The 25,639-nt window shown below is 69.0% G+C and carries 22 protein-coding genes; 11 read left to right on the forward strand and 11 right to left on the reverse strand.

Going from position 1 to position 25,639, the window contains the following annotated elements; genetic code table 11:
• Positions 1–951 (forward strand): bifunctional riboflavin kinase/FAD synthetase, encoded by a 951-nt coding sequence (locus ABZ906_RS36330; RefSeq protein WP_361193912.1) that lies wholly within the window; start codon positions 1–3, stop codon positions 949–951.
• A 10-nt stretch (positions 952–961) separates the two neighbouring features.
• On the opposite strand, the gene ABZ906_RS36335 is transcribed toward ABZ906_RS36330, so the two are convergent.
• Positions 962–1,162 (reverse strand): hypothetical protein, encoded by a 201-nt coding sequence (locus ABZ906_RS36335; protein WP_361390101.1) that lies wholly within the window; start codon positions 1,160–1,162, stop codon positions 962–964.
• Positions 1,163–1,428: 266 nt separating this feature from the next.
• Between ABZ906_RS36335 and ABZ906_RS36340 the strand changes: the two genes are divergently transcribed.
• Positions 1,429–1,614, forward strand: coding sequence for a hypothetical protein (locus tag ABZ906_RS36340; RefSeq protein WP_361194325.1), 186 nt, complete (start codon positions 1,429–1,431; stop codon positions 1,612–1,614).
• A 111-nt stretch (positions 1,615–1,725) separates the two neighbouring features.
• Here the strand turns inward: ABZ906_RS36340 and ABZ906_RS36345 are convergent, their stop codons facing one another.
• From ABZ906_RS36345 to ABZ906_RS36380, 8 genes are all read right to left on the reverse strand, one after another.
• Positions 1,726–1,923 (reverse strand): hypothetical protein, encoded by a 198-nt coding sequence (locus ABZ906_RS36345; protein WP_361390103.1) that lies wholly within the window; start codon positions 1,921–1,923, stop codon positions 1,726–1,728.
• A gap of 186 nt (positions 1,924–2,109) precedes the next feature.
• Entirely contained in the window at positions 2,110–3,126 is a 1,017-nt protein-coding gene (locus ABZ906_RS36350; protein WP_361390105.1) for an ABC transporter ATP-binding protein, read from the reverse strand.
• A gap of 78 nt (positions 3,127–3,204) precedes the next feature.
• Positions 3,205–4,230 carry an ABC transporter ATP-binding protein gene (locus ABZ906_RS36355; protein WP_361193901.1) on the reverse strand — a complete coding sequence of 342 codons (1,026 nt, stop codon included), beginning with the start codon at positions 4,228–4,230 and terminating at the stop codon, positions 3,205–3,207.
• Positions 4,231–4,247: 17 nt separating this feature from the next.
• The gene (locus ABZ906_RS36360) at positions 4,248–5,171 is read right to left on the reverse strand and encodes an ABC transporter permease (protein WP_361193898.1); all 924 of its coding nucleotides are present in this window, start codon (positions 5,169–5,171) and stop codon (positions 4,248–4,250) included.
• On the reverse strand, positions 5,168–6,250 hold the full coding sequence (locus tag ABZ906_RS36365; protein ID WP_361193895.1) for an ABC transporter permease: 1,083 nt from the start codon (positions 6,248–6,250) through the stop codon (positions 5,168–5,170). The genes ABZ906_RS36360 and ABZ906_RS36365 overlap by 4 nt, the downstream gene beginning before the upstream one ends.
• A 3-nt stretch (positions 6,251–6,253) precedes the next feature.
• The gene (locus ABZ906_RS36370) at positions 6,254–8,227 is read right to left on the reverse strand and encodes an ABC transporter substrate-binding protein (RefSeq protein WP_361390107.1); all 1,974 of its coding nucleotides are present in this window, start codon (positions 8,225–8,227) and stop codon (positions 6,254–6,256) included.
• A 413-nt stretch (positions 8,228–8,640) separates the two neighbouring features.
• A complete protein-coding gene (locus tag ABZ906_RS36375) occupies positions 8,641–12,264 on the reverse strand; it encodes an SCO5717 family growth-regulating ATPase (RefSeq protein WP_361390109.1) in 3,624 nt (1,207 codons plus the stop codon).
• A 345-nt stretch (positions 12,265–12,609) separates the two neighbouring features.
• Positions 12,610–12,906 (reverse strand): DUF397 domain-containing protein, encoded by a 297-nt coding sequence (locus ABZ906_RS36380; protein WP_361390111.1) that lies wholly within the window; start codon positions 12,904–12,906, stop codon positions 12,610–12,612.
• Between the two features lie 223 nt (positions 12,907–13,129).
• Here ABZ906_RS36380 and ABZ906_RS36385 point away from each other — a divergent pair, with 223 nt between their 5' ends.
• The 6 genes from ABZ906_RS36385 to ABZ906_RS36410 all read left to right on the forward strand — a co-directional run bounded on the left by ABZ906_RS36385 (position 13,130) and on the right by ABZ906_RS36410 (position 20,540).
• Positions 13,130–14,713 (forward strand): PQQ-binding-like beta-propeller repeat protein, encoded by a 1,584-nt coding sequence (locus tag ABZ906_RS36385; RefSeq protein ID WP_361390113.1) that lies wholly within the window; start codon positions 13,130–13,132, stop codon positions 14,711–14,713.
• Positions 14,714–14,969: 256 nt separating this feature from the next.
• The gene (rpsO, locus tag ABZ906_RS36390; protein ID WP_160507553.1) at positions 14,970–15,257 is read left to right on the forward strand and encodes a 30S ribosomal protein S15; all 288 of its coding nucleotides are present in this window, start codon (positions 14,970–14,972) and stop codon (positions 15,255–15,257) included.
• A 445-nt stretch (positions 15,258–15,702) separates the two neighbouring features.
• On the forward strand, positions 15,703–17,919 hold the full coding sequence (locus ABZ906_RS36395; RefSeq protein WP_361193881.1) for a polyribonucleotide nucleotidyltransferase: 2,217 nt from the start codon (positions 15,703–15,705) through the stop codon (positions 17,917–17,919).
• A complete protein-coding gene (locus ABZ906_RS36400; protein ID WP_361390115.1) occupies positions 17,916–19,295 on the forward strand; it encodes a pitrilysin family protein in 1,380 nt (459 codons plus the stop codon). Before ABZ906_RS36395 ends, ABZ906_RS36400 begins: the two co-directional genes overlap by 4 nt.
• 20 nt (positions 19,296–19,315) lie before the next feature.
• On the forward strand, positions 19,316–20,068 hold the full coding sequence (gene dapB / locus ABZ906_RS36405) for a 4-hydroxy-tetrahydrodipicolinate reductase (RefSeq protein ID WP_361193878.1): 753 nt from the start codon (positions 19,316–19,318) through the stop codon (positions 20,066–20,068).
• 19 nt (positions 20,069–20,087) lie between these two features.
• The gene (locus ABZ906_RS36410) at positions 20,088–20,540 is read left to right on the forward strand and encodes a tetratricopeptide repeat protein (protein WP_361056181.1); all 453 of its coding nucleotides are present in this window, start codon (positions 20,088–20,090) and stop codon (positions 20,538–20,540) included.
• Between the two features lie 34 nt (positions 20,541–20,574).
• On the opposite strand, the gene ABZ906_RS36415 is transcribed toward ABZ906_RS36410, so the two are convergent.
• The gene (locus tag ABZ906_RS36415; RefSeq protein ID WP_361390117.1) at positions 20,575–21,135 is read right to left on the reverse strand and encodes a hypothetical protein; all 561 of its coding nucleotides are present in this window, start codon (positions 21,133–21,135) and stop codon (positions 20,575–20,577) included.
• 148 nt (positions 21,136–21,283) lie between these two features.
• Positions 21,284–21,523, reverse strand: a complete 240-nt coding sequence (locus ABZ906_RS36420; RefSeq protein WP_361193874.1) for a hypothetical protein — start codon at positions 21,521–21,523, stop codon at positions 21,284–21,286.
• A gap of 190 nt (positions 21,524–21,713) precedes the next feature.
• Here ABZ906_RS36420 and thyX point away from each other — a divergent pair, with 190 nt between their 5' ends.
• The 3 genes from thyX (at position 21,714) to ABZ906_RS36435 (ending at position 25,375) form a co-directional block, all read left to right on the forward strand.
• Complete coding sequence (gene thyX / locus ABZ906_RS36425; protein WP_361193871.1) at positions 21,714–22,454, forward strand: FAD-dependent thymidylate synthase; 741 nt, start codon at positions 21,714–21,716, stop codon at positions 22,452–22,454.
• Positions 22,455–22,644: 190 nt separating this feature from the next.
• The gene (gene dapA / locus ABZ906_RS36430) at positions 22,645–23,544 is read left to right on the forward strand and encodes a 4-hydroxy-tetrahydrodipicolinate synthase (protein WP_361193869.1); all 900 of its coding nucleotides are present in this window, start codon (positions 22,645–22,647) and stop codon (positions 23,542–23,544) included.
• A gap of 145 nt (positions 23,545–23,689) precedes the next feature.
• Entirely contained in the window at positions 23,690–25,375 is a 1,686-nt protein-coding gene (locus ABZ906_RS36435) for a ribonuclease J (RefSeq protein ID WP_361193867.1), read from the forward strand.
• Positions 25,376–25,639: the final 264 nt, after the last annotated feature.

Raw genomic sequence — 25,639 nt, forward strand, 5'->3', positions numbered from 1 at the left:
GTGCAGCGCTGGCGTGGCTTGGCGGACATCCCCCAGGACTGGGGGCGCAGCGTCGTCACCATCGGTTCCTACGACGGCGTACACCGCGGACACCAGCTGATCATCGGCCGTGCGGTGGCACGCGCCCGTGAGCTCGGCGTGCCCGCCGTGGTCGTCACCTTCGACCCGCACCCCTCCGAGGTCGTGCGCCCCGGCAGCCACCCGCCGCTGCTCGCCCCGCACCACCGGCGCGCCGAACTCATGGCCGACCTCGGCGTGGACGCGCTCCTGATCCTTCCGTTCACCACGGAGTTCTCGAAGCTGTCGCCCGCCGACTTCGTCGTGAAGGTCCTCGTCGACAAGTTGCACGCGCGTCTGGTCGTCGAGGGCCCCAACTTCCGCTTCGGCCACAAGGCCGCGGGCAACGTCGCCTTCCTGACCGAGCTCGGCGCGACGTACGACTACGAGGTCGACGTCATCGACCTGTTCGTGAGCGGCGAGGCGGGCGGCGGCGATCCCTTCTCCTCGACCCTCACCCGGCGCCTGGTCGCCGAGGGCGACGTGAAGGGCGCGGCGGAGATCCTCGGCCGTCCGCACCGCGTCGAGGGCGTCGTCGTACGGGGTGCGCAGCGCGGACGCGAACTGGGCTACCCCACCGCAAACGTGGAGACACTGCCGCACACCGCCATCCCCGCCGACGGCGTCTACGCGGGATGGCTGCACGCCCAGGGCGAGGCGATGCCCGCGGCGATCTCCGTCGGGACGAACCCGCAGTTCGACGGGACGGAGCGGACGGTCGAGGCCTACGCGATCGACCGCGTCGGCCTCGACCTGTACGGGCTGCACGTCGCCGTCGACTTCCTGGCCTTCGTGCGCGGCCAGGCGAAGTTCGAGTCCATCGACGAACTGCTCGTCGCCATGGCGGACGACGTGAAGCGCTCCCGCGAACTGGTCGAAGCCGCCCCGGAGTAGAGCCTCCCGCCTACCGGAGCTGCGGCAGGTTGATGTTGTTGACCAGCGGGCCTTCGACGGTGACTCCCTCGGTGACCAGCGACTCGACCGGCGGCAGCGGGGTGGCGTAGGGCCCCCTGTGCTGCGCCGCCGAGGCCGACGCGGTGATCGCGGTGACGGACAGGGCGAGGGTTGCGAGCAGGGTGAAGGCCAGGACGCGGCGGTGACGCATGCGATCTCTGCTTTCTTGCGGTTCTTTGCCGGGTTCCTCTGTCGGGTTCTTCCGGCGGGTGGGGAGGGGCCGAGGCCGTCGGGTTAGCCCACACGGGCTACGCATGATCCCCGGCGTGCGACGACCCTTTCGTATGATCGTCGGTGACTTCTGGGCCGCGCCGCGGTTACGCACGGCGAGCGGGACGCGATCGGCGGACCGCATCCGTACGGTCCAAGGAGGCTGCAGTGAACCGCAGTTGGGTCCAGAGCACATCCCGTTGGGCGCTGATCGCGGCGGTGGCGGCGGTGCCGTCCGTCCTGTGTTCCGGTGCGGCGCACGCCGACGAGACGAACCGCGACTCGCACAACGGCCCCAACGTCTCGCTGATCAGCACCGGCCAGATCGACGACCCGATGGAGGACGTGCTGGAGCACACCCTCAACTTCGGGGACGGATACAGGTGGGGCTGACACGCCCGGCCGTTCGTGCTCGTTCCGCACGCGCGCGGGTCCCGGGCGGCCGCGCGCGTACGGAACGAAGCAGGTGTGTTCAGACTGCCAGGTGTGTTCAGACTGCTCGGATCACGGGGCGAGGCACGCCGCGCCCGGCACCTCGGACGGGACACTCGGGCTCGCCGGGTCGACGAGCGAGGTGACGTCACCGGCCGACTGCGTCAGGCAGTCGACGGTCCCCACGGGGTCCGGGATGGCGCTCGCCGGCGTGGCAAGGGCCCCCAGCAGTGCGACGGCCCCGAGGATGACGGCGGCGGAACGGCGCATGGAAAATCTCCTTCGCTTCGGTGGAGTTCGGTGGAGCTGCTTACGGTCCGTGATCGAACCGAACCGATCTGTAACTCCCCACCGCTCACGCCCCATAGGCCGCGTATCACCCGTACGTGCAAGAGGTAACGATCCGCCACGGGATTCGCCGTTTCACCCCGGCCGTTCGTACGAGCGCGATCTCGATCAGACTCCGGACGGACTGAGGCGCGCCGCCGCCCAGTGGCACGCCACCTGCGTCTCGCCCCCGCCGGACAGCACCGGCAGATCCTCCGTCCGGCAGCGATCCGCCACCCCCGCCCGCTCCGCCTCGCCCGAGGCGAGCACCTGGCAGCGGGCGTGGAAGCGGCAGCCGCCCGGGATGCGGGACGGGTCCGGCGGCTCACCCGTGAGCACCACCGGATCGCCGGGAGCCTCCGGAAGCACCGACAACAGAGCCTGCGTGTACGGGTGCTGAGGCGACGTCAGGACTTCCTCCACCGTCCCTGTCTCCACGATCCGGCCCAGATACATCACGGCGACCCGGTCGGCGATGTTCCACGCCAGGCCCAGGTCGTGCGTCACCACCAGGGCGGACAGGCCCAGTTCCTCGCGGAGCCTGAGCAGCAGAGCGAGGATCTCGCCCCGTACGGACGCGTCGAGCGAGGCCACCGGCTCGTCGGCGACGATCAGTTCGGGCTCCAGGACAAGCGCGCCCGCGATGACGACACGCTGGCGCTGACCGCCCGACAGCTCGTGCGGATAGCGCAGGAAGAACCGCTCCGGAGGGCGCAGACCCGCCCGTGACAGGGCATCGGCCACCGCGGCCCGCTCGTCGCCCCCGTACCCGTGGATGCGCAGCCCCTCCGCCACGGCCTCGTACACCGTGTGGCGCGGATTCAGGGAGCCGCTGGGATCCTGGAGGACCAGCTGGACGCGCTTGCGGTACGCCTTCAGGGCGCGGCCCGCGTAGTCGAGCGGCTTGCCGCCGAAGGTCACCTTGCCGGACGTGGGGGAGACCAGGCCGAGCAGGGAACGGGCCAGGGTCGTCTTGCCGCAACCCGACTCGCCGACCAGGGCCACGATCTCGCCCGGCTTGATGTCGAGGTCGACGCCGTCCACGGCCCGCGCGGGCGGTGCGCCGCGGCGGCCGGGGAACGTGATGTGCAGATCGCCCGCCGACAACAGGGGATCAGCCGAGCGCAGGGGATCATCGGTGGTCATGCGTCGCTGCTCCTCTGTGCGTGATCTGTCGGGGCTCGTCGGCGCTCGCGGGGGCCCTTCGCCGGGACCCGGCGGCGCTCACGGCGTCCGCTCCGCCGTCGCCGGTGCCGAGGTCGGCTGCGCCGGGAGCTGCGCGCCCGCGTGCACGCACGCAGCGCGGTGCCGGGGGCCCGCGTCCCGCAGTACCTGGTCCTCCGTGGTGCAGGAGTCGAGGGCGACCGCGCAGCGCGGGTGGAACGTACAGCCCGTGGGGAGCGCGGACGGGTCGGGCGGGTCGCCGGGCAGACCGCGCGGCGCGAAGCGGGACGTCGCGTCGCCGATGCGCGGGAAGGCCGCGGACAGGGCCTTCCCGTACGGGTGCCGGGCGTTCTCGTAGACCTCCGAGGCCGGGCCCTCCTCGACGACGCGGCCCGCGTACATCACCGCGAGCCGGTCGCAGGTGTCGGAGAGCACCGCGAGGTCATGGCTGATCATGATCAGGCCCAGGTCCTGCTCGGCCACGAGCTGCTCGATCAGGCGCAGGATCTGCGCCTGGATCATCACGTCGAGGGCCGTCGTCGGCTCGTCGGCGATGATCAGGCGCGGGTCGCAGGCGAGCGCCATCGCGATCATCACGCGCTGGCGCTGACCGCCCGACAGCTCGTGCGGGTACGCCTCCGCGCGGGCGGCGGGAAGGCCCACCTGTTCGAGCAGTTCACCGGCCTTCTTCCGCGCGGCCGCCGGTGTCGCCTTCTTGTGCAGCAGGATCGGCTCGGTGATCTGGTCCCCGATGCGGTGCACGGCGTTGAGCGAGTGCATCGCGCCCTGGAAGACGATCGACGCGCCCGCCCAGCGGACCGCGCGCACCTGGCCCCACTTCATGGCGAGGACGTCCTCGCCGTCGAGCAGGACCTCGCCGGTCACCTTCGTGCCCGCGGGCAGCAGCCGCAGCAGCGCGAGGGCGAGCGTCGACTTCCCGCAGCCGGACTCGCCGGCCACGCCGAGCTTCTGGCCCGCGTCCACCGAGAGGTTCACGCCGCGCACGGCGGCCGCCCCGGACGCGTACGTCACTTCGAGGTTTCTTACGTCGAGGAGGCGCTGCTCCGTCACTTCGGTCTCCGTCACTACTTCGGTCGTACTGCTCAACGGGAGACCCCCAGCCTGGGGTTGAGCACGGATTCCACGGCGCGCCCGCACAGCGTGAACGCCAGGGCCACGACGGCGATGGCGAGTCCAGGCGGAGCGAGGTACCACCAGTCGCCCGCGCTGACCGCGCCCGCCTCGCGCGCGTCCTGGAGCAGCCCGCCCCAGGAGACGCCGGTGGGGTCGCCCAGGCCCAGGAAGGCGAGCGTCGCCTCGGTGAGGATGGCGTTGGAGATGACGAGGGTCGTCTGCGCGAGGACGAGCGGCATCACGTTGGGCAGGACGTGCCGGCTCATGATGTGGCCGTGGCCGCCGCCGAGGGCCTGTGCGCGCTCGATGTACGGGCGGGATTCCACCGCCAGCGTCTGGGCGCGGACCAGGCGTGCGGTCGTCGGCCAGGTCGTCACGCCGATCGCCAGGATGATCGTCCAGATCGAGCCGGACATCACCGCGGCGAGCGCGATGGCAAGGACCAGCGTCGGCATCACCAGGAACCAGTCGGTGACGCGCATGATGACGGTGGAGTACCAGCCCTTGAAGTGCCCGGCGGTGATCCCCACGAGCGTGCCGATGGTCACCGAGAGGACGGCGGCGAGCAGCCCGACGGTCAGCGACATCCGCGCGCCGTACACCAGGAGGCCCAGCAGGTCGCGCCCGAACTGGTCGGTGCCGAGGGGGAATTCACCGCTCGGCGACTCCATGGGCTTGCCGGGCGCGTCGGTCACGCTCTGCGCGTCCGAGCCGACCAGGACCGGCGCGAAGACGGCGATGAGCGCGATGACGACGAGCGCGGCCAGGCCGAAGAGACCGGCCCGGTGGGTGCGGAACTCGCGCCAGAAACGGGCGGCCGAGTGCCGTCTGCGGGCACGGGCGAGGGCCCGCGCGCTCTTGATCGGGGTGGTCGGTGCGGATTCGGTCGTCATCGGCCCACCCGGGGATCGAGCAACGGATAGATCACGTCGGCCAGGGTGTTCATCAGGATCACCGCAGCGGAGAAGATGAAGAACAGGCCCTGGACGAGGGGCAGGTCGGGCACGCTGAGCGCGGCGTAGAAGAGTCCGCCGAGCCCCGGCCAGGAGAAGACGGTCTCCACGAGGATCGCGCCCGCCACCACCGTGCCGAGGTTCACGAACATCAGCGTGACGGTGGGCAGCATCGCGTTCGGGACGGCATGGCGGCGCCGTACGAGATCGTCCCGCAGCCCCTTGGCGCGGGCGGTCGTCAGATAGTCGCTGCCCATCTCGTCGAGCAGCGACGAGCGCATGACCAGCAGCGTCTGCGCGTACCCCACCGCCACCAGGGTGATGACGGGCAGCACCATGTGGTGCGCGACGTCGATGACGTACGCGACGCCCGTCTCGCCACCGGATTCGAGCCCGCCGGTCGGGAACAGCCCCGGAATGGGGCCCACGCCCACCGAGAAGGTGATGATGAGGAGAAGCCCGAGCCAGAACGACGGCACGGAGTAGAGGGTGAGCGCGAGGCCGGTGTGGACGCGGTCCCCGAGCTGTCCGTTGCGCCAGGCCGTGCGGGTGCCGAGCCAGATGCCGATGAGGGTGTAGAGCACGAACGCGGTGCCGGTGAGCAGGAGCGTCGCGGGCAGCGCGGCGGTGATCTTGTCCATCACCGGGGTGTGGAACTGGTACGAGGTGCCGAAGTCGCCGGTCAGGGCCTTGCCGCAGTAGTCGAAGAACTGCGTCATCATCGGCTGGTCGAGGCCGAACTCCTTGCGCATCGCGTCCAGCTGTTCGGCCGATACGCGCTTTCCGCCGGTCATCTGCTTCACCGGGTCACCCGGGATGAGGCGGAAGAGGAAGAAGCTGGTGACGAGGACGGCGAACAGCGAGACGGCGGCGCCGCCCAGCTTGCCCGCCACGTACAGGAGATAGGCGCGGGTGTTCCGGGCCCGGGGCCCGCGGGCCGACGGCCCGGCGAATGCCGGGTCGTCGGTCACCGCGGTGCCCTCGGTGTCGAGCAGTGCGGGATTGCTGTCAGCGGTCATGCGTTACTCGCGGTCCTCTGCGGTCGAACGGCGGCGCAGGGCGAACAGGACTCCTCCGCCGACGAGCACCACCGCGGCGGCGGCGATACCGATGATGACACCGGTCGAGCTTCCGTCCTTGGAGGAACTCTTCCCATCTGCGGGCACCGCTGACCACCAGGACCAGTAACCGTCCTGACCGTAGATGTTGCCGGCGGCCGTCGGCATGGTGGTGATGGACTTGATCTGGTCGGTGCGGTAGGCCTCCACGGCGTTCGGGTACGCCAGGATGTTCATGTACCCGGAGTCGTAGAGCCAGGACTGCATTTCCTTGACGGTCTGAGCGCGCTTGTCCGGGTCGTACTCGGCCAGCTGCTTGTTGTAGAGCTCGTCGTACTTCTTGTCGCAGATGAAGTTGTCGGTCGCGGCGCTCTCCTTGGCCTTCACCGGGAGCGCGGCGCAGGAGTGGATGCCGAGGACGAAGTCCGGGTCGGGGTTGACCGACCAGCCGTCGAACGCGAGGTCGTACTCTCCCGCGTACCAGGGCACGGACACGTCATCGAGGCAGTTGACCTTGAGCCCGATACCGAGATCGCCCCACCACTCCTTGAGATACTTGCCGACCGCCTTGTCGTTCGGGTCGGTGGCGTGGCAGAGGATGCGGAAGTCGAGCGGCTTCCCGTCCTTGCCGACGCGCCGGCCGTCGCCGTTCTTCTTGTAGCCCGCCTCGTCGAGGAGTTGGGCCGCCCTCTTGGGGTCGTACGACAGCTTCTGGTCGGCCGACGGCTTCCAGGCGTACTCGGAGAAGCGCGGCGGGATGTAGCCCTCGCCCTCGACGGCCTGGCCCTGGAAGACCTTGTCGACCAGCGCCTCACGGTCCACGGAGAGGAAGAGCGCCTGGCGGACCTTCTTGTCCAGGAGCGCCTTGTTGCCGTCACCGAACTTCTTGCGGTCGCGGGTCTGGGCGCCGGGGTTGGTCGCGAGCGCGAAGAAGCGCCGCCCCGGTCCCTCGTTCACTTTGACGTTCGCCGTGCCCTTGAGCTCGCGGGCCTGAGCGGGCGTCAGCGCGGGCTGGCCGGCCACGAAGGAGACCTCGCCCTTCTTGAGCGCCGCGACGGCCGCGTCCTGGTCCTTGTACGTCTTGAAGACCAGCTCGTCGAACTTGGGCGCGCCGCGCCAGAAGTCCTTGTTGGCCTTCAGCTTCACGTACTGGTCGGTCTTGTAGTCGGTGAGGATGAAGGGGCCGTTGCCGACGATGGGGAAGGAGTCGTCGTTGTTGTACTTGGAGACGTCGTCGACCTTCTCCCAGACATGCTTGGGAACGATCGGCACGTCTAGGGCGGCCATGGTGGCCTGCGGCTTCTTCAGCTCGACGACCAGCTTGGTGGGGCTGGGGGCGGTCACCTTCTTGAAGTTGGCGACGAACCCGGAGTTGGCGGTGGCGGTGCCCTCCTTGGACATCAGCTTGTTGAACGTCCAGGCCGCGTCCTCGGCGGTCGCCTTCTTGCCGTCCGACCACTTCGAGTTGTCCCGGATGGTGTACGTCCAGGTCAGCTTGTCCGCGGAGGGCTCCCACTTGGTGGCGAAGCCGGGGATCGCGTGGTTGTCCTTGGCGTCGTAGTTCGTCAGGTACTCGTACGTGAGCCGGTGGATGCTGGTGCTGAGCAGCCGCTGGGCGAGGAAGGGACTGAGCGAGTCGACGCTCTGGGCCACCGCGACGGTGAGGGTCTTCTTGCCGTCCGCCTTGGCCTCGGCCTGTTGGGGCGCCGGGTTCAGGGGAGAGGCGAGACCCGCCGTCAGGGCGAGGGCGGCGGTGCCGCCTGCCAGGAGGAGACGGAGGCGTGGGGATGGCTTGCGGGACACCTTCGAGGGGGCCTTGGCGGACGCCTCGGTGCGTGCCTCGGTGAGTGCTTTGGTGCGCGCCTCGGTGAGTGCCCCGGGGGGTGCCTTCGTGGTGCGGTGAGACCGTGTTCTGCCGTGCTGATCTTGTGTGTCCATGGGTCGGTGACCTCGCGTCATCGCTCGCGCAGAGATGGCTGGTTGATCAAGTAACGCCAGCTGGTTGATGAGTGTGTTTACCAGCGCCAGTCTGCGCCAGTCAACGGCAGGTGAACCCCATGTGGCCTGCGGAAATAACGAGTTGACCCGTTTTTCATCCGCATTGGTCAAGACCTGTGAAGCGTGGCTGGTCGGGGGGTGATGGTGGGGGGAGGGGCAGGTGGGGGTGGGGGGTGCGGGAGGGGTGGGCGGGGAGCTCCACCCGCCCTCCGTTCCCTTCGGTGCCTGGCCGGGGCCGGGTAGTCGGGTGGGCGGAGGGAGAGCTTGTTCGGCAACGAAGGCCGCGGGGTGCCGGAGAAACGGACTGGGCCCGCACCGAGGTTCGGTACGGGCCCAGCTGAGACAAGCGCAGGCTACTGCTGAGGCGCTTCCGGCGCCGGAGGCTGCGGCTGATAGGGAGCTCCGGGCTGGAACGGCTGCCCGGGCTGAACCGGCGGCTGCTGCTGCTGCCCCTGCTGTCCCTGCTGCGGAGGCTGAGGCTGCTGCCCCTGAGGCGCAGGCGCAGGCGCTTGGAACGGCTGCCCCGGCCCCGGCTGCGGAGGCGACTGCGGAGGCGCCGCGTTCTGCCACCCCTGCGGAGCCCCCGGCTGCTGCGGATAGGGCTGCCCACCGGGCTGCTGCGGCGGTTGCGGCTGCGGCTGAGGCGGCTGCGGCTGCTGAGGAGCGTACGGCTGCTGCGGCGCCTGCCCCTGCCCCTGTCCGCCCCCGTACGGCTGCTGCCCCGGAACAGCCCCCTGCTGCCCCGGATACCCACCCTGCCCCGGCATGGGCGGAGCCACGACCGGCGGCGGATTCCCGTCGGACGTCCACAACCCCTGCTGCTGCTGAGCCCGCACAAAGTCCTCGGCGACCATCGCGGAGAGGTTGAAGTACGCCTCCCGCACCTTCGGCCGCATCATGTCGAGGTCGACCTCAGCACCGGCGGCGAGATGCTCGTCGAACGGAATGACGACAACGCCCCGGCACCGCGTCTCGAAGTGCGACACGATGTCATCGACCTTGATCATCTTGCCGGTCTCGCGCACACCGGAGATGACGGTGATGGACCGCGAGACGAGATCGGCGTACCCATGGGCCGACAACCAGTCCAAGGTCGTCGACGCACTGCTGGCCCCGTCCACGGACGGCGTCGAAATAATGATCAGCTGATCGGCGAGGTCGAGAACCCCCCGCATGGCGCTGTAGAGCAGCCCCGTACCGGAGTCGGTCAGGATGATCGGATACTGCTTCCCGAGCACATCAATGGCGCGCCGGTAATCCTCGTCGTTGAACGTGGTCGAGACGGCCGGGTCCACGTCATTGGCGATGATCTCGAGCCCGGACGCGGCCTGCGAGGTGAAGCGCCGGATGTCCATGTACGAGTTGAGGTACGGGATCGCCTGGACGAGGTCACGGATGGTGGCCCCGGTCTCGCGCCGCACGCGGCGCCCGAGCGTACCGGCGTCGGGGTTGGCGTCGATCGCGAGGATCTTGTCCTGCCGCTCGGTGGCCAGCGTCGAGCCGAGCGCGGTGGTGGTCGTGGTCTTGCCGACGCCGCCCTTGAGGCTGATGACGGCGATGCGGTAGCAGGACAGGACCGGTGTGCGGATCAGCTCCAGCTTCCGCTGCCGCTCGGCCTCCTCCTTCTTGCCGCCGAGCTTGAACCGGGACCCGCCGCCCGCGGGGCGGCTGCTCTTGGCCTTCGGCTTGTTGTTGCGCAGCAGCCGGTCGGAGGACAGCTCGACGGCGGCCGTGTAACCAAGCGGCGCACCGGGGTTGGTCCGCTCCCGCTGATCATGCTGCACGGCCTGCGGCCAGGCGGCACCGGTACGGGGATCGATGGGCGGCTGCGGCTGACCCTGAGCCGGGGGCTGCGCCTGCGGCTGGGGCTGAGCCTGCGGCGGCTGCTGGGCCGGAAGGGGCTGCTGCGGCTGCTGGGGCTGTGCGGGGGCCGGGGGCTGGGCCTGCGGCATCGCCTGCGGAGCCGGCTGCTGCTGGGCAACGGCGGGCGGGAGCGGCTGCTGGGCCTGCGGCGCGGGCGGCTGCGGGAACCCGTAACTGCCCTGCGGGGCGGGGGAGTTGGGGTCAGCCGGAGCCGGAGCCGGAGCCGGAGCCGGAGCCGGAGCCGGAGCGCCTTGCTGCGGGAACCCGTAACTGCCCTGTGGAGCTGGGGAGTTGGGGGCGGCCGGAGCCGGGGCGCCTTGCTGCGGGAATCCGTAACCGCTGGGCGGGACGGGAGCGGACCCCTGCTGGGGGAATCCGTAGCTGCCCTGCTGCGGCGGCGCGGCGGGACCGGGTGCCGGAGCGGGTGCCGGAGCAGGCGCACCGGCCTGCGGGAACCCATAGCCGGCAGGCGGAACGGCCGCTTCGGGCACCGGCACCGGCCCCGGAGCAGGCGCCACGGGAGAGGGGGAGGGAGAGGGGGCGGGAGCCGGCGCAGGGGCCGGTGCCGGAGCACTGGCCTGCTGCGGGAACCCGTACCCGCTCGGCGGCACCGGAGCATCGGCGGCAGGCGGAGGCGCGACCGGCGAAGGAGCCACCGGCCCGGTGGGCGAGGGCCAGGCAGGAGGCGCCATCTGAGGAGCCTGCGGCTGTACGGGCGCCGGGGCAGGCGCAGGTGCGGGCTCGGCCTGCTGCTGCGGCACCGGCGGCTGCTCCGGCACCGGCTGCTGCTCCGGCTCGGCGGCAGGCGCCGGCTCCGCGGGCGGCGGGGCGGAAGCCTGGCCGGGAACGGGCCACTGCGGCGCTGACGTGGGCGCCGCGGGCTGGAAGGCGGGCGGCAGCGGCGGAAGCCCACCGTGCGGCGCGGGCGGCGGAGTCCAGGACGGCGAAACGGAGTCCTGCACGTCGTCGACGGGCTCAGCAGGCACAGCGTCCTGAGGAGCAGCGTCCTGCGGAACGGCATCCCGGACCTCGTCCGCAACATCCGGCTCATCGGCCCCATCGGAGTCATCGACGTCCGAGGAAACTCCCTCGACAACGCCAAAGCTCCCCTCACCAACAGAGGCGGATGCAGGCTCCTCGACAGGTGAATCACCGTCGACGCCGGACACACCGCTCTCATCGGCAAGCCCAAGCCCAAGCTCACCCGCATCCGACGCGAACTCCGACTCACCCGTGACCGACTCACCCGTGACCGGCTCATCCGTGACCGGCTCATCCGTGACCGACTCGCCCGACTCCTCCTCGTCAGAGGTCTCTGCGGGAGCAGAACCGGCCTCCTCCGAGTCGTCCCGCGAAGCATCCGCGGCGGCGCGTTCCTCGATCTCCCGCTTCAGCGCGACGGCGGAGAACCGCATGGTGGCGCCGCTCTCCAGATCGCCACTGCTGTCGGCGACGGGCTCGACAACAGCGGGCGACGCGGACGCATGCTCCGGCTCCGGCTCGGGCTCCGGTTCGGGCGCGACCTCAGGCTTCTCCGGCGCGACCTCGGGCTTGGGCACAACACCGGTCACATGGACGGAGGAGGCAACACCAGCAACGGCACTACCCCAGTCCGCAGCACCCCCCGAAGGCGCCCCACCCTCGGAACCAGCCGGAGCCGGGGAAGGAGCCGGAGCCGGGGAAGGAGTCGCAGCCGGAGGCGAAGCAGGCTCGGGCTGCTGCGGCTGAAACCCGCTCCCCACGGGCAGCTTCGGCACAGCAGAAGGAAATCCGACGGGCGGAGCCGGAGGCTCAGGAGCAACAGGCGGAGCGGCAGGCTCAACGGAAGCCGCAGGCGGAGAAGCAGGCGGAGGCGTCACCGGAGGTACAGGAGTGGCCGGAGGTACAGGAGTGGCCGGAGACGAAGGAGTATCCGGAGACGCGGGAGTCGCCGGAGACGCAGGCGAAGCCGAAGGAGTCTCCCCCGCACTGCCGGACGCGTTCTGCGTGTACCAGGCAGGAGGGGCGTAGTCGATGGTGAACTCGCCCGTCGTCTCGGCAGCGGACTCCGCGTCGGACTGATCATCGACGGGTGAATCCCAGCCCCCGCGGATCTCGTCCCGATCGCTGTTCACAATGCCTCCTGATGTGGTCGAGCACCCTCGTGCCGTGGTGGGGGGCGACCGTTCCTGTCGTCCGATCCGCCTTGGCTCTCCCCGTTGGGGACGCGCACGACCCACTCGTGGGTTCTGGCGTCGCGCCCTGTCCCAGCCTAATCACCAAAACCACCGGCACGGCAGGGCAGCCCACCCCACGAATGCTGTCCTTTCCGTCACGCTCCCCACAGGAGCGATCCCCGCATCCCAAACCGTGACGGACAAATTAATCAACAAGCGACAATTGCGGGCTAATTCGTAAGCTCACCCGATGTGGCCCCCCGGCTCGCCCGACGTCACCCCGCCGCTGAGAGGGCCCTCGGATCAGTCCCCGTCCCGGCCGCCATCCCCCGGCGCAGGCTCCAGATCGAACTCCCCGTCCCTGGCCCCGAGCACAAAGGCCCGCCACTCCGCCTCCGTGTAGCGCAGCACCGTCTCGGGTTCGATCGACGACCGCATGGCCACGGCGCCGGCCGGCAGGTACGCGATCTCGACCCGCTCCTCGTGTGCTTCGGTGCCCGGTGCGCTGTGCCACTCAACGCCGGAGATATCGAGAGCGTAAAGCTCGTTCTTCTCGCGTTCCTTGCGAGCCTTGACGTCCTCGTCCAGTGCCTCGGCCATGGTGCAGCGGCCCCTTCCACATGAGCGAACCAACCGTTGGCTCAGCCTACTTGGCGGTCGGTTCCCACGCAGCGCAATGACCTGGTCACCAGGGGTTCCGACCGGGCTGCGCGCGGGCCGTACGCCCCTGCTGAACCGCGACCTGTCGTACCGGTGATGTTCAATGAGGCGCTCCCAGCGATCAGTTGATCCCGGTCGGCCCTGTGCAAGAAAGGCACTCAGCATGAGTTACGGCCCATCCCCTTCACCCTTCACCCAGTCCGCGCTCTCCGCGGACAGGGCGAACAAGAGGCGTCGTACGAGGATGCTGGCCGGTGTGCTGGCGGCCGTCCTGTGCGTGGGCGGCGGTGTCTTCTGGGCAGTGGCCGACGACGATTCGGAGCCGGCGAAGAAGCCGACGGCAGCCCCGCAGGCACCGGACGACATCCGGGACACCGTCGAGAAGACCCCCCGGACGCCGGAGGGCCGTCTTGCCGTCGAGGACAACGAGAAAGAGTTCAGCAAGAGGTTCAAGCAGGAAACCGTCGGCGCGCCCGGCGCGTGGGCGACGGACAAGCACTTCGTCAGAGGAGTCGGCAACAAGCTCAAGGGCTTCAAGTTCGGCACGTTCGAGGAGGACTGGAGCACCGAGCTGAGCGGCCCGATATGTGACACCACACGTCACGTCACCGCCGACGGCCGCACGGCTGTCCTCCTCCAGGAGCGTGAGGACAAGCCGGACGAGGACGAGAAGAAGAACGACAAGAAGAAGGACGACAAGAAGAAGGACAAGGGCAAGAAGTCCAAGAAAGACAAGGGCAAGAAGGACAAGGACAAGAAAGACAAGGACTCCGAAGCCGACGACGCCAAGGACGAGTACTCCTGCACCCAACTGGCCTTCGTCGACCTGAACACCGGCAAGAAGCTGTGGCAGGTGACGCTGCCCGACGCCAAGAAGGCCTTCGCGCCGAACACCAACGTGACCATGACGCGCGGCACGGTCGCCGTCGCGTGGAGCTATGGATCAGTCGCGTACGACATGAAGCGCGGGCGCCAGCTGTGGTCGAGCCCGGGCGCCGGGAAGTGCGAGGACCTTGGCTTCGCGGGAGGGCGCGCCCTGCTGGCCCTGGTCCGGTGCGGGGACGAGGCGGACCCCCAGTTCAAGGTCCAGAAGCTGAAGCCCGGGACCGGCAAGGCGGAGTGGACCTACAAGGTGGCTCGCGGAGTGCAGCGCGTCTACCTGGTCTCGTCCGAGCCCGCGGTGCTCGCCGTCTCGGCCGGCGACATCGCCGTGACGGACTTGATCACCCTTAATGGCCGGGGCAAGTACCAGACCACCATCGACATGCCGGAAGACCGTTTCGTCGACAACTGCTACCGGCCGCTCTTCGGCTCCGTGGAGTCGTGCGAATCGATCGTCGTCGGTCGTGATCAGCTGTTTCTCGCGACCGCCGGGAAGGGGCTCGAGGACGGCGACTGGATCGTCTCGTACGACCTCCGCACGGGAAAGACCGTCAAGAAGTTCGACTCGAAGCCGGATCGCCCGATGTATCCGCTGCGCGTGAGCGGCGGCAAGCTGCTCGCGTTCCGGCCGAGCAACGACGGCATCGCACCGGCCGCCGTGGTGAGCCTGGATCCGCGTACGGCCAAGGAGACCCCGTATCTCCTGTTCGCCATGCCGGACCGCATCGGCATGGAGGACCCCGAGGACACCGAGATCATCATCGAGGACGGCCGGGTCTTCTTCGCCCCCAGAGAGCTCTCCGCGCAGAAGGACGGACCCTGGAAGGGGATGGCCCTCAGCGCCCTGGGCATCGAAGGGGCCTGACGGCGACAGCCACGGACCGCCGCCCCGGCAGGCCGGCAGCCATGGGGGGCCGTCGGCGTGCGGTCGGCGTCCGGTCAGCCCTCCGGACGCCGACTGGTACCCTGTGTAGCGGCCGTATGTGTACGCGTCCCCGGACCCCCTCAGCTGAGGACCTGGAGACAGCGCCCAGCGGACCTCGCCTCCCGAGTTACGGAAGCTCCCCTGAGACTGAGACCAGGGGCACTCGGTGGCCACGAAAAGACTACGAGGAGTAAGCGTGTCGCTCGACGCCGCTACGAAGAAGCAGATCATGACCGAGTTCGGCCAGAAGGAGGGCGACACCGGCTCCCCCGAGGTCCAGGTCGCCATGCTCTCCCGCCGTATCTCGGACCTGACCGAGCACCTCAAGACCCACAAGCACGACCACCACTCCCGTCGTGGTCTGCTGATCCTGGTCGGCCAGCGTCGCCGCCTGCTGCAGTACCTGGCCAAGAAGGACATCAAGCGCTTCCGTGCGCTGGTGGACCGTCTGGGCATCCGTCGCGGTGCGGCGGGCGCCAAGTAAGTCATCGTGAAGGGGGCGGTTCCCACGCAAGAGGGGATCGCTCCCTTTGCTGTATGCGCGACCGGTGCCGGCAGTGACGCACGCACGCTCTACGTGCGAAGTGTCACCGCCGCTTTGTAGTCTGGTCGCACAACGTCATACGCACACCCATACCGGACTGGGCAGAATCGGACTGCACGGTTCGAAGACGTAACGGCGTCGCACATGGCGACGAGACGACGTCACACCGAACGAGGAGAAGCGCACCTCAAGGAAAGCCGCCGCCGGTCCTCGGTAGTGGCCCCCGGGGTACAGCGAAAGCTCGGGCATCGAGCCGCGAGCAATCGAGTACCCCCGGGTGCTTCGATCGAAGACCGGCCCGCACCAGTAGGAGCGCTTCTCCGCCACAGTCCCCGCGCCACACGGGCAGGGGGACGAAAGACGACAAGTAACGGAGAAAACGCTAGTGGAGAACGAGACCCACTACGCCGAGGCTGTTATCGACAACGGCACTTTCGGCACCCGCACCATCCGCTTCGAGACGGGCCGCCTGGCCAAGCAGGCCGCAGGCTCCGCCGTCGCGTACCTGGACGACGACACCATGGTGCTGTCGGCCACCTCCGCTTCCAAGCGGCCCAAGGACCAGCTCGACTTCTTCCCGCTCACGGTGGACGTCGAGGAGCGGCAGTACGCCGCGGGCAAGATCCCCGGTTCGTTCTTCCGTCGTGAGGGCCGTCCCTCCGAGGACGCGATCCTGACCTGCCGCCTGATCGACCGCCCGCTGCGTCCTTCCTTCAAGAAGGGCCTGCGCAACGAGATCCAGATCGTCGAGACGATCATGGCTCTCAACCCCGACCACCTGTACGACGTGGTCGCGATCAACGCCGCCTCCTGCTCCACGCAGCTGGCCGGCCTGCCCTTCTCGGGCCCGATCGGCGGCACGCGCGTGGCGCTCATCAAGGGCCAGTGGGTCGCCTTCCCGACGCACACCGAGCTCGAGGACGCCGTCTTCGACATGGTCGTCGCCGGTCGCGTCCTCGAGGACGGCGACGTCGCGATCATGATGGTCGAGGCCGAGGCCACCGAGAAGACCGTCCAGCTGGTCAAGGACGGCGCCGAGGCCCCGACCGAAGAGGTCGTCGCCGCCGGTCTCGAGGCCGCGAAGCCCTTCATCAAGGCCCTCTGCAAGGCCCAGTCGGACCTCGCCGCCAAGGCCGCCAAGCCCACCGGCGAGTTCCCGGTCTTCCTGGACTACCAGGACGACGTCCTGGAGGCCCTGACCGCCGCCGTGAAGTCGGAGCTCTCCCAGGCGCTGACCATCGCCGGCAAGCAGGAGCGCGAGGCCGAGCTCGACCGCGTCAAGGAGATCGCCTCCGAGAAGCTGCTCCCGCAGTTCGAGGGCCGCGAGAAGGAGATCTCCGGTGCCTACCGCGCGCTGACCAAGAAGCTGGTCCGCGAGCGCGTCATCAAGGACAAGGTCCGCATCGACGGCCGTGGCGTCACGGACATCCGTACGCTCGCCGCCGAGGTCGAGGCCATCCCGCGCGTGCACGGTTCGGCGCTGTTCGAGCGTGGCGAGACCCAGATCCTGGGCGTCACCACCCTCAACATGCTCCGCATGGAGCAGCAGCTCGACACCCTCTCCCCGGTGACGCGCAAGCGCTACATGCACAACTACAACTTCCCGCCGTACTCCGTCGGCGAGACCGGCCGCGTCGGTTCGCCCAAGCGCCGCGAGATCGGCCACGGCGCGCTCGCCGAGCGCGCGATCGTGCCGGTGCTCCCCTCGCGCGAGGAGTTCCCGTACGCGATCCGTCAGGTCTCCGAGGCCCTCGGTTCGAACGGCTCGACGTCCATGGGCTCGGTCTGTGCCTCCACGATGTCGCTGCTCAACGCCGGTGTGCCGCTGAAGGCCGCCGTCGCCGGTATCGCCATGGGTCTGATCTCCCAGGAGATCGACGGCCAGACGCACTACGTCGCCCTCACCGACATCCTCGGTGCGGAGGACGCGTTCGGTGACATGGACTTCAAGGTCGCCGGTACGAAGCAGTTCGTGACCGCGCTCCAGCTCGACACCAAGCTCGACGGCATCCCCGCCTCGGTCCTGGCCGCCGCGCTGAAGCAGGCCCGCGACGCGCGTCTGCACATCCTCGACGTGATGAACGAGGCGATCGACGTTCCGGACGAGATGTCCCCGAACGCGCCGCGCATCATCACCGTCAAGATCCCGGTGGACAAGATCGGTGAGGTCATCGGCCCGAAGGGCAAGATGATCAACCAGATCCAGGAGGACACCGGCGCCGACATCACGATCGAGGACGACGGCACCATCTACATCGGTGCTGCCGACGGCCCGGCCGCCGAGGCCGCCCGCGCCACGATCAACGGCATCGCCAACCCGACCATGCCGGAGGTCGGCGAGCGCTACCTGGGCACCGTCGTGAAGACGACGACCTTCGGTGCGTTCGTGTCCCTGCTCCCGGGCAAGGACGGTCTGCTGCACATCTCGCAGATCCGCAAGCTCGCCGGCGGCAAGCGCGTGGAGAACGTCGAGGACGTCCTCGGTGTGGGCCAGAAGGTCCAGGTCGAGATCGCCGAGATCGACTCCCGCGGCAAGCTCTCCCTCATCCCCGTGGTCGAGGGCGAAGAGGGCGACGACAAGAAGGACGACACCGACAAGTGACGTCGCGTAGCACCACGACGACGGCCCGCCCCTCTTCGGAGGGGCGGGCCGTCGCCCGTACCCAAACCCTCCTCAAGGGCAAGGACGGCATCGGCACGGTCCGCCGTACGACGCTGCCGGGCGGCCTGCGTGTCGTCACCGAGACCCTGCCCTCCGTACGCTCCGCGACCTTCGGTATCTGGGCGAACGTCGGATCCCGCGACGAGACCCCGGCCCTGAACGGCGCCACGCACTATCTGGAGCACCTGCTCTTCAAGGGCACCAAGAAGCGCAGCGCCCTCGACATCTCGGCCGCGCTCGACGCGGTCGGCGGCGAGATGAACGCGTTCACGGCGAAGGAGTACACGTGCTACTACGCGCGCGTGCTCGACACCGATCTGCCGCTCGCCATCGACGTCGTCTGCGACATGCTGACGGGCTCCCTGATCCTCCAGGAGGACGTCGACGCCGAGCGCGGCGTCATCCTCGAAGAGATCGCGATGACCGAGGACGACCCGGGCGACTGCGTGCACGACCTGTTCGCGCACACGATGCTCGGCGACACCCCGCTCGGCCGCCCGGTCCTGGGCACCGAGGAGACGGTCAACGCCCTCACCGCGGAGCGGATCCGCCGCTTCTACAAGAAGCACTACGACCCCACCCACCTGGTCGTCGCCGCCGCGGGCAACGTCGACCACAACAAGGTCGTACGACAGGTCCGCGCCGCCTTCGAGAAAGCGGGCGCCCTCCACCGCACCGACGCGACGCCGGTCATCCCGCGTCAGGGCTCCCGCGCTCTGCGCACGGCGGGCCGCGTCGAGGTCATCAACCGCAAGACCGAGCAGGCCCACGTCATCCTCGGCATGCCGGGCCTGGCCCGCACCGACGAGCGCCGCTGGGCCATGGGCGTCCTGAACACCGCGCTCGGCGGCGGCATGTCCTCGCGCCTCTTCCAGGAGGTCCGGGAGAAGCGCGGCCTCGCCTACAGCGTGTACTCGTACACCTCGGGCTTCGCCGACACCGGCCTCTTCGGCGTGTACGCGGGCTGCCGCCCGAGCCAGGTGCACGACGTACTGAAGATCTGCCGCGACGAACTCGACCAGGTCGCGCAGAACGGCCTGAGCGACGACGAGATCAGCCGCGCGATCGGCCAGCTCGCGGGCTCCACCGTCCTCGGCCTCGAGGACACCGGCGCGCTGATGAACCGTATCGGCAAGAGCGAGCTGTGCTGGGGCGAGCAGATGTCGGTCGACGACATGCTGGCCAAGATCGCGGCGGTCACCCCGGACGACGTCCGTGAGGTCGCCCGCGAGGTCCTCGGCCACCGCCCGTCGCTGTCGGCCATCGGCCCGCTCAAGGACAAGCAGGCCGCCCGCCTGCACGAAGCGGTCTCCTAACCCCCTAAGGAATCAGGAACATGAGCAAGCTGCGCGTGGCGGTCGTCGGAGCCAAGGGCCGGATCGGCTCCGAGGCCGTCCGAGCCGTCGAGGCCGCCGACGACCTGGAACTGGTCGCCGCGCTCGGCCGGGGCGACAAGCTGGACACGCTGGTGGAATCCGGCGCGCAGGTCGTGGTCGAGCTGACCAACCCCGATGTGGTGATGGGCAATGTCGACTTCTGCGTGCGGCACGGCATCCACGCCGTGGTCGGTACGACGGGCTGGACCGACGACCGTGTCGCCCAGCTGACGGCCTCGCTGGCGAAGACGCCGGAGACGGGCGTCCTGATCGCCCCGAACTTCTCCATCGGCGCCGTCCTCAGCATGAAGTTCGCGCAGATCGCGGCGCCGTACTTCGAGTCCGTCGAGGTCATCGAGCTGCACCACCCGAACAAGGCGGACGCCCCCAGCGGCACCGCCACGCGCACCGCCCAGCTCATCGCCGAGGCACGCCGGGAAGCGGGCAGCGCCCCGCAGCCCGACGCCACGGCGACCGCACTTGACGGCGCCCGCGGCGCGGACGTCGACGGCGTGCCGGTGCACTCCGTGCGCCTCCGCGGCCTCCTGGCCCACCAGGAGGTGCTGCTCGGCGGCGAGGGCGAGACCCTCACCGTCCGGCACGACTCGCTGCACCACAGCAGCTTCATGCCGGGCATCCTGCTCGGCGTACGCCGAGTGGTGAGCACTCCGGGCCTGACGTTCGGCCTGGAACACTTCCTGGACCTGAACTGACGCGGGCCGGCTGACCCTCATGCGAGCAAAGATCACCTACGCCGTCACGGCTGCCGTCCTGGTCGTTTACTTCGTCCTGGTCGGCAGCCGCGGCGTGCTCCTGATACAGCACGGCACCGCGCTCACCGTCACCTTCGGTGTCGCGGTGCTGATCCTGCCGTTCATCGGCATCTGGTTCCTCTGGAAGAACACCCAGTTCGTCCAGCGCGCCAACCGCCTCGCCGCCGAGCTGGAGGCCGAAGGCGGCCTGCCGGTGGACGAGTTGAAGCGCACGCCCGGCGGCCGGATCGACCGTGACTCGGCCGACGAGGTCTTCGCCCGGCGCAAGGCCGAGACCGAGGACTCGCCGGACGACTGGCGCTGCTGGTTCCGCCTCGCCGTCGCCTACCACGACGCCAGGGACACCCCGCGCGCGCGAAAGGCGATGCAGCGCGCGATCGCGCTGCACGCGGGCAGGCCGGTGAACGTCTAGGGGGCTTCCGGGGCAGGTCTGGAGGGCTTCCGGGTCAGGCAGTGCGCCGGTACTCGTCGGCCCACACCTCGATGGAGTCGGCGGCCCGGTTGAAGGCCTCGTGCCGGGCCATGAAGTCGGCGTTGCGGTCGGTGAGCAGCGGCTGCTGCTCCCCGGCCTGCTCATCCCGTCGTACGAGGATGAGTGCCTGCCCCTGCACGGTGCGGGGCAGACCAAGCCACCGCACCGGCTGCTGCGCGGTGCGCACGGTCGCGACCTGCGCCCACGGCACGGTCTGTGTCGTCAGGAAGGCAATGCGACGCAGGCCGTGCGCGCTCACCCAGGTGCCCATCCGCAGCAGCCGCAGCGCGCTCACGATGATGACCACCGCGAGCCCCGCACAGATGCCGGAACCCGCCAGCGAGTCCGCGAACGCGATGATCACGGCGGCGACGAGGACGAACGAGGCGAGCAGCAGAAGCAGCGCGGCCGCCCCCACCCGCCACGGACCCGGCCGGTAGGGCCGGCGCCAGTGGTCGCGGTCGTCGAACGGCAGCGCGGCGTCGTCCGCCGTCTCGTCAAAGGCGCGGTCCGCCGTCAGAAAAGCCAGGGGCACGACTGAATCCTCACTCGATCCACGCACGGGCTGTGCCCGGTGAGGCTATCGAGCGCTGCTTCCGGCTACCACCCTTGGGGGGCCATGGGGGTACCTCCCAGGCCAAGGACAGTGGGCGGTAGGGGGAGTCAGGAGGTTGCGGCGGTCTTCATCGACCGTCCGAGGCCTCGGACTGCTGGGTGTGCCCGGGTGACTGATCGGGTGACAGGGCAGGCATGCCGACCAGCAGGGAACCTGCGAGTCCGGCGGCCACGACCAGGCCGATCAGGGTGCGGCCCACGATCTGAGAGGCCGAGGGGCGCTCTCGGGGCGGGGGAGTGACGTTGCTGCGAAACTTGTCGGCTTCGGCGATGAAGGCGAACGGGACGGGCTCGCGCCGACGGAACATGGGGTGCGTTTCTCCTCACGCGACTCGAACTTAACTCTGTTGTCCAGTCAGACGCTCGAAACGCTCAATTGGTGCCCGGTTTCGCCAAATTCGCCGAAGATTGTCGTGGCGAGGCACCGAACGGCCGATTGTCAGTGCCGGGCCATAGAGTGGGCGCCGCCCGAGTGATGCACATGGAAGGACCCCGCCAGTGAGCGAGACCCCCACCGAAGACCTCAAGCCCAGCTTCCGCAGCGAGGTCACCGTCGAGCTGGTGAAGCATGCCGCGACCGACTCCGACGTCCTGTGGGCCGCCCGGGTCTCCACTGCGGGAGAGCAGTCCCTGGAGGAGCTCCAGAAGGACCCGGAGCGCTCCAAGGGCCTGATCAATTACCTGATGCGGGACCGCCACGGCAGCCCCTTCGAGCACAACTCGATGACGTTCTTCATCAGCGCCCCGATCTTCGTCTTCCGCGAGTTCATGCGGCACCGCGTGGGTTGGTCGTACAACGAGGAATCGGGCCGCTACAGGGAGCTCCAGCCGACGTTCTATGTCCCCGACGCGTCCCGCAAGCTGGTCCAGGAGGGCCGCCCCGGCAAGTACGTCTTCGTGGAAGGCACCGAGGCCCAGCAGGAGCTCACGGGCCGCGTCATGGAGGACTCGTACCGCCAGGCGTACGAGGCGTACCAGGAGATGCTCGCCGCCGGTGTCGCGCGCGAAGTCGCCCGCGCGGTGCTGCCGGTCGGCCTCTTCTCGTCGATGTACGCGACGTGCAACGCTCGTTCGCTGATGCACTTCCTCGGCCTGCGCACGCAGCACGAGCTCGCCAAGGTCCCGTCCTTCCCGCAGCGGGAGATCGAGATGGTCGGCGAGAAGATGGAGGAGCAGTGGGCCAAGCTCATGCCCCTCACGCACGCGGCCTTCAACAAGAACGGACGTGTGGCTCCGTAAGGCACTGATGTACGGGTGGGCTGAGTGAGGTGTCCGTATTGCGGCATTTCGAGAAGTTCATCTAGCCTGATCAAACGGACCCGGCACTGCTTGAACCCCCGAGCAGGCAGTGCCGGGCTCCTCACTTGTCAGGTCCGCACACATCCCCCGAGGGGGGACCACGCGCTGAGCAGCGAGTAGCGTGTTACCCATGGCTCCGACCTCCACTCCGCAGACCCCCTTCGGCAGGGTCCTCACCGCTATGGTCACGCCCTTTACGGCGGACGGCGCACTCGACCTCGACGGCGCGCAGCGGCTCGCCGCCCACTTGGTGGACGCAGGCAACGACGGCCTCGTCATCAACGGCACCACCGGCGAGTCCCCGACCACCAGCAACGCGGAGAAAGCCGAGCTCGTACGAGCCGTAGTGGAAGCAGTCGGAGACCGCGCCCACGTCGTGGCGGGCGTCGGCACGAACGACACCCGCCACAGCATCGAGCTCGCCCGCGACGCCGAGCGTGTCGGCGCGACCGGCCTCCTGACCGTCACGCCGTACTACAACAAGCCCCCGCAGGAGGGCCTGCTCCGGCACTTCTCCGCGATCGCCGACAGCACCGAGCTGCCGGTCATGCTCTACGACATCCCCGGCCGCAGCGGCGTCCCGATCAACACCGAGACGATCGTCCGTCTCGCCCAGCACCCCCGGATCGTCGCCAACAAGGACGCCAAGGGCGACCTCGGCCGCGCCAGCTGGGCCATCGCCCGCTCCGGCCTCGCCTGGTACTCCGGCGACGACATGCTGAACCTCCCGCTGCTCTCCGTCGGCGCCTGCGGCTTCGTCTCCGTCGTCAGCCACGTCGTCACCCCGGAGCTGCGCGCGATGCTCGACGCGCACTCCACCGGCGACGTCCAGAAGGCCACCGAGATCCACCAGAAGCTGCTCCCGGTCTTCACCGGCATGTTCCGTACGCAGGGTGTGATCACCACGAAGGCGGCGCTGACCCTGCAGGGCCGCCCCGCGGGCCCGCTGCGGCTGCCCCTGGTCGAGCTGTCGCCCGAGGAGACGCACCAGCTCAAGATCGATCTCGCCGCCGGCGGGGTACAGCTCTAACCACTGACTTCACAACTGAATACGCGAAACACCGCGGGACACCGACTGACGCGTCCTGCACCCACACCAGACAACTGCTACTGCACGAACGTCATGCGCGCCACGTGCCCTGGAGGTACGTGGCGCGTGTGGTGAGGAGAGTCTTTTGAGTCATCCGCATCCTGAACTCGGCGCCCCGCCGAAGCTCCCGAAGGGCGGCCTGCGGGTCACCCCGCTCGGCGGCCTCGGTGAGATCGGCCGCAACATGACCGTCTTCGAGTACAACGGTCGCCTGCTGATCGTCGACTGCGGAGTGCTCTTCCCCGAGGAGGAGCAGCCCGGAATCGACCTGATCCTGCCGGACTTCACGTCCATCAGGGACCGGCTCGACGACATCGACGGCATCGTGCTCACGCACGGCCACGAGGACCACATCGGCGGTGTCCCCTATCTCCTCCGCGAGAAGCCGGACATCCCGCTGATCGGCTCCAAGCTGACCCTCGCGCTCATCGAGGCGAAGCTCCAGGAGCACCGCATCCGTCCGTACACGCTCGAGGTCGCCGAGGGCGACCGCGAGCGCCTCGGCCCGTTCGACTGCGAGTTCGTCGCGGTCAACCACTCCATCCCGGACGCCCTGGCCGTCGCCGTCCGCACCCCCGCGGGCATGGTGGTCGCCACCGGCGACTTCAAGATGGACCAGCTGCCGATGGACGGCCGCCTCACGGACCTGCACGCGTTCGCGCGGCTGAGCGAGGAGGGCATCGACCTCCTTCTCTCCGACTCGACGAACGCCGAGGTGCCGGGATTCGTCCCGCCGGAGCGCGACATCTCGAACGTGATCCGGGGCGTCTTCGCCGGCGCCCAGAAGCGGATCATCGTCGCGAGCTTCGCCAGCCACGTCCACCGCATCCAGCAGATCCTGGACGCGGCGCACGAGTACGGCCGCAGGGTCGCCTTCGTCGGCCGCTCCATGGTCCGCAACATGGGCATCGCCCGTGACCTCGGCTACCTCAAGGTCCCGCCGGGCCTGGTGGTCGACGTCAAGACGCTCGACGATCTGCCGGACCACGAGGTCGTGCTCGTCTGCACGGGCTCGCAGGGCGAACCGATGGCCGCCCTCTCCCGGATGGCCAACCGCGACCACCAGATCCGCATCGTCCAGGGCGACACGGTGATCCTGGCTTCGTCGCTCATCCCCGGCAACGAGAACGCGGTCTACCGCGTGATCAACGGCCTGACCCGCTGGGGAGCCAACGTCGTCCACAAGGGCAACGCGAAGGTGCACGTCTCCGGCCACGCGTCGGCCGGCGAGCTCCTGTACTTCTACAACATCTGCAAGCCCAAGAACCTGATGCCGGTCCACGGCGAATGGCGCCACCTGCGCGCCAACGCCGAGCTCGGCGCCCTCACCGGCGTCCCGCACGACCGCATCGTGATCGCCGAGGACGGCGTCGTCGTCGACCTCGTCGAGGGCAAGGCGAAGATCGTCGGCAAGGTCCAGGCCGGTTACGTGTACGTCGACGGCCTCTCCGTGGGCGATGTCGGCGAACCCGCGCTGAAGGACCGCAGGATCCTCGGGGACGAGGGCATCATCTCGGTGTTCGTGGTGGTCGACTCCAGCACCGGCAAGATCACCGGGGGCCCGCACATCCAGGCACGCGGCTCCGGCATCGACGATTCGGCCTTCTCCGCCGTCATGCCGAGGGTCCAGGAGGTCCTCGAGAAGTCGGCCCAGGACGGCGTCGTGGAGCCCCACCAGCTGCAGCAACTCATCCGCCGCACGCTGGGCAAGTGGGTCTCGGACAACTACCGCCGACGCCCGATGATCCTTCCCGTGGTCGTCGAGGTCTGACCCGACACTGCGTGAACTAGGAGCGGGGCGCCTCGATTTGCATCGGGGCGCCCCGCTCCAGTACGTTTACGTCTCCGCCTGAACGGGAAGCACCCGGCACTCACGTGCTCGGAGCAACCCGAACGGGGCGGGGAATTCCGACTCAGAATCTCTGATAAAGTCGGAACCACCGGAAAGGGAAACGCGAAAGCCGAAAGGCCGGAGCGGGAACCGGAAAGGCACCGAGGAAATCGGACACGAAAGAGTCTGATAGAGTCGGAAACG

Origin of the sequence: Streptomyces sp. NPDC046925 (genome assembly GCF_040644915.1) — a bacterium.
GTDB lineage: Bacteria > Actinomycetota > Actinomycetes > Streptomycetales > Streptomycetaceae > Streptomyces.

Bases quoted from the DNA above. Each gene is read 5' to 3' on its own strand.
- ABZ906_RS36335 (WP_361390101.1), bottom strand. From the start codon at position 1,162: ATGCGTCACCGCCGCGTCCTGGCCTTCACCCTGCTCGCAACCCTCGCC.
- ABZ906_RS36345 (WP_361390103.1), bottom strand. From the start codon at position 1,923: ATGCGCCGTTCCGCCGCCGTCATCCTCGGGGCCGTCGCACTGCTGGGG.
- ABZ906_RS36350 (WP_361390105.1), bottom strand. From the start codon at position 3,126: ATGACCACCGATGATCCCCTGCGCTCGGCTGATCCCCTGTTGTCGGCG.
- ABZ906_RS36360 (WP_361193898.1), bottom strand. From the start codon at position 5,171: ATGACGACCGAATCCGCACCGACCACCCCGATCAAGAGCGCGCGGGCC.
- ABZ906_RS36365 (WP_361193895.1), bottom strand. From the start codon at position 6,250: ATGACCGCTGACAGCAATCCCGCACTGCTCGACACCGAGGGCACCGCG.
- ABZ906_RS36370 (WP_361390107.1), bottom strand. From the start codon at position 8,227: ATGGACACACAAGATCAGCACGGCAGAACACGGTCTCACCGCACCACG.
- ABZ906_RS36380 (WP_361390111.1), bottom strand. From the start codon at position 12,906: ATGGCCGAGGCACTGGACGAGGACGTCAAGGCTCGCAAGGAACGCGAG.
- ABZ906_RS36385 (WP_361390113.1), top strand. From the start codon at position 13,130: ATGAGTTACGGCCCATCCCCTTCACCCTTCACCCAGTCCGCGCTCTCC.
- dapB (WP_361193878.1), top strand. From the start codon at position 19,316: ATGAGCAAGCTGCGCGTGGCGGTCGTCGGAGCCAAGGGCCGGATCGGC.
- ABZ906_RS36410 (WP_361056181.1), top strand. From the start codon at position 20,088: ATGCGAGCAAAGATCACCTACGCCGTCACGGCTGCCGTCCTGGTCGTT.
- ABZ906_RS36420 (WP_361193874.1), bottom strand. From the start codon at position 21,523: ATGTTCCGTCGGCGCGAGCCCGTCCCGTTCGCCTTCATCGCCGAAGCC.
- dapA (WP_361193869.1), top strand. From the start codon at position 22,645: ATGGCTCCGACCTCCACTCCGCAGACCCCCTTCGGCAGGGTCCTCACC.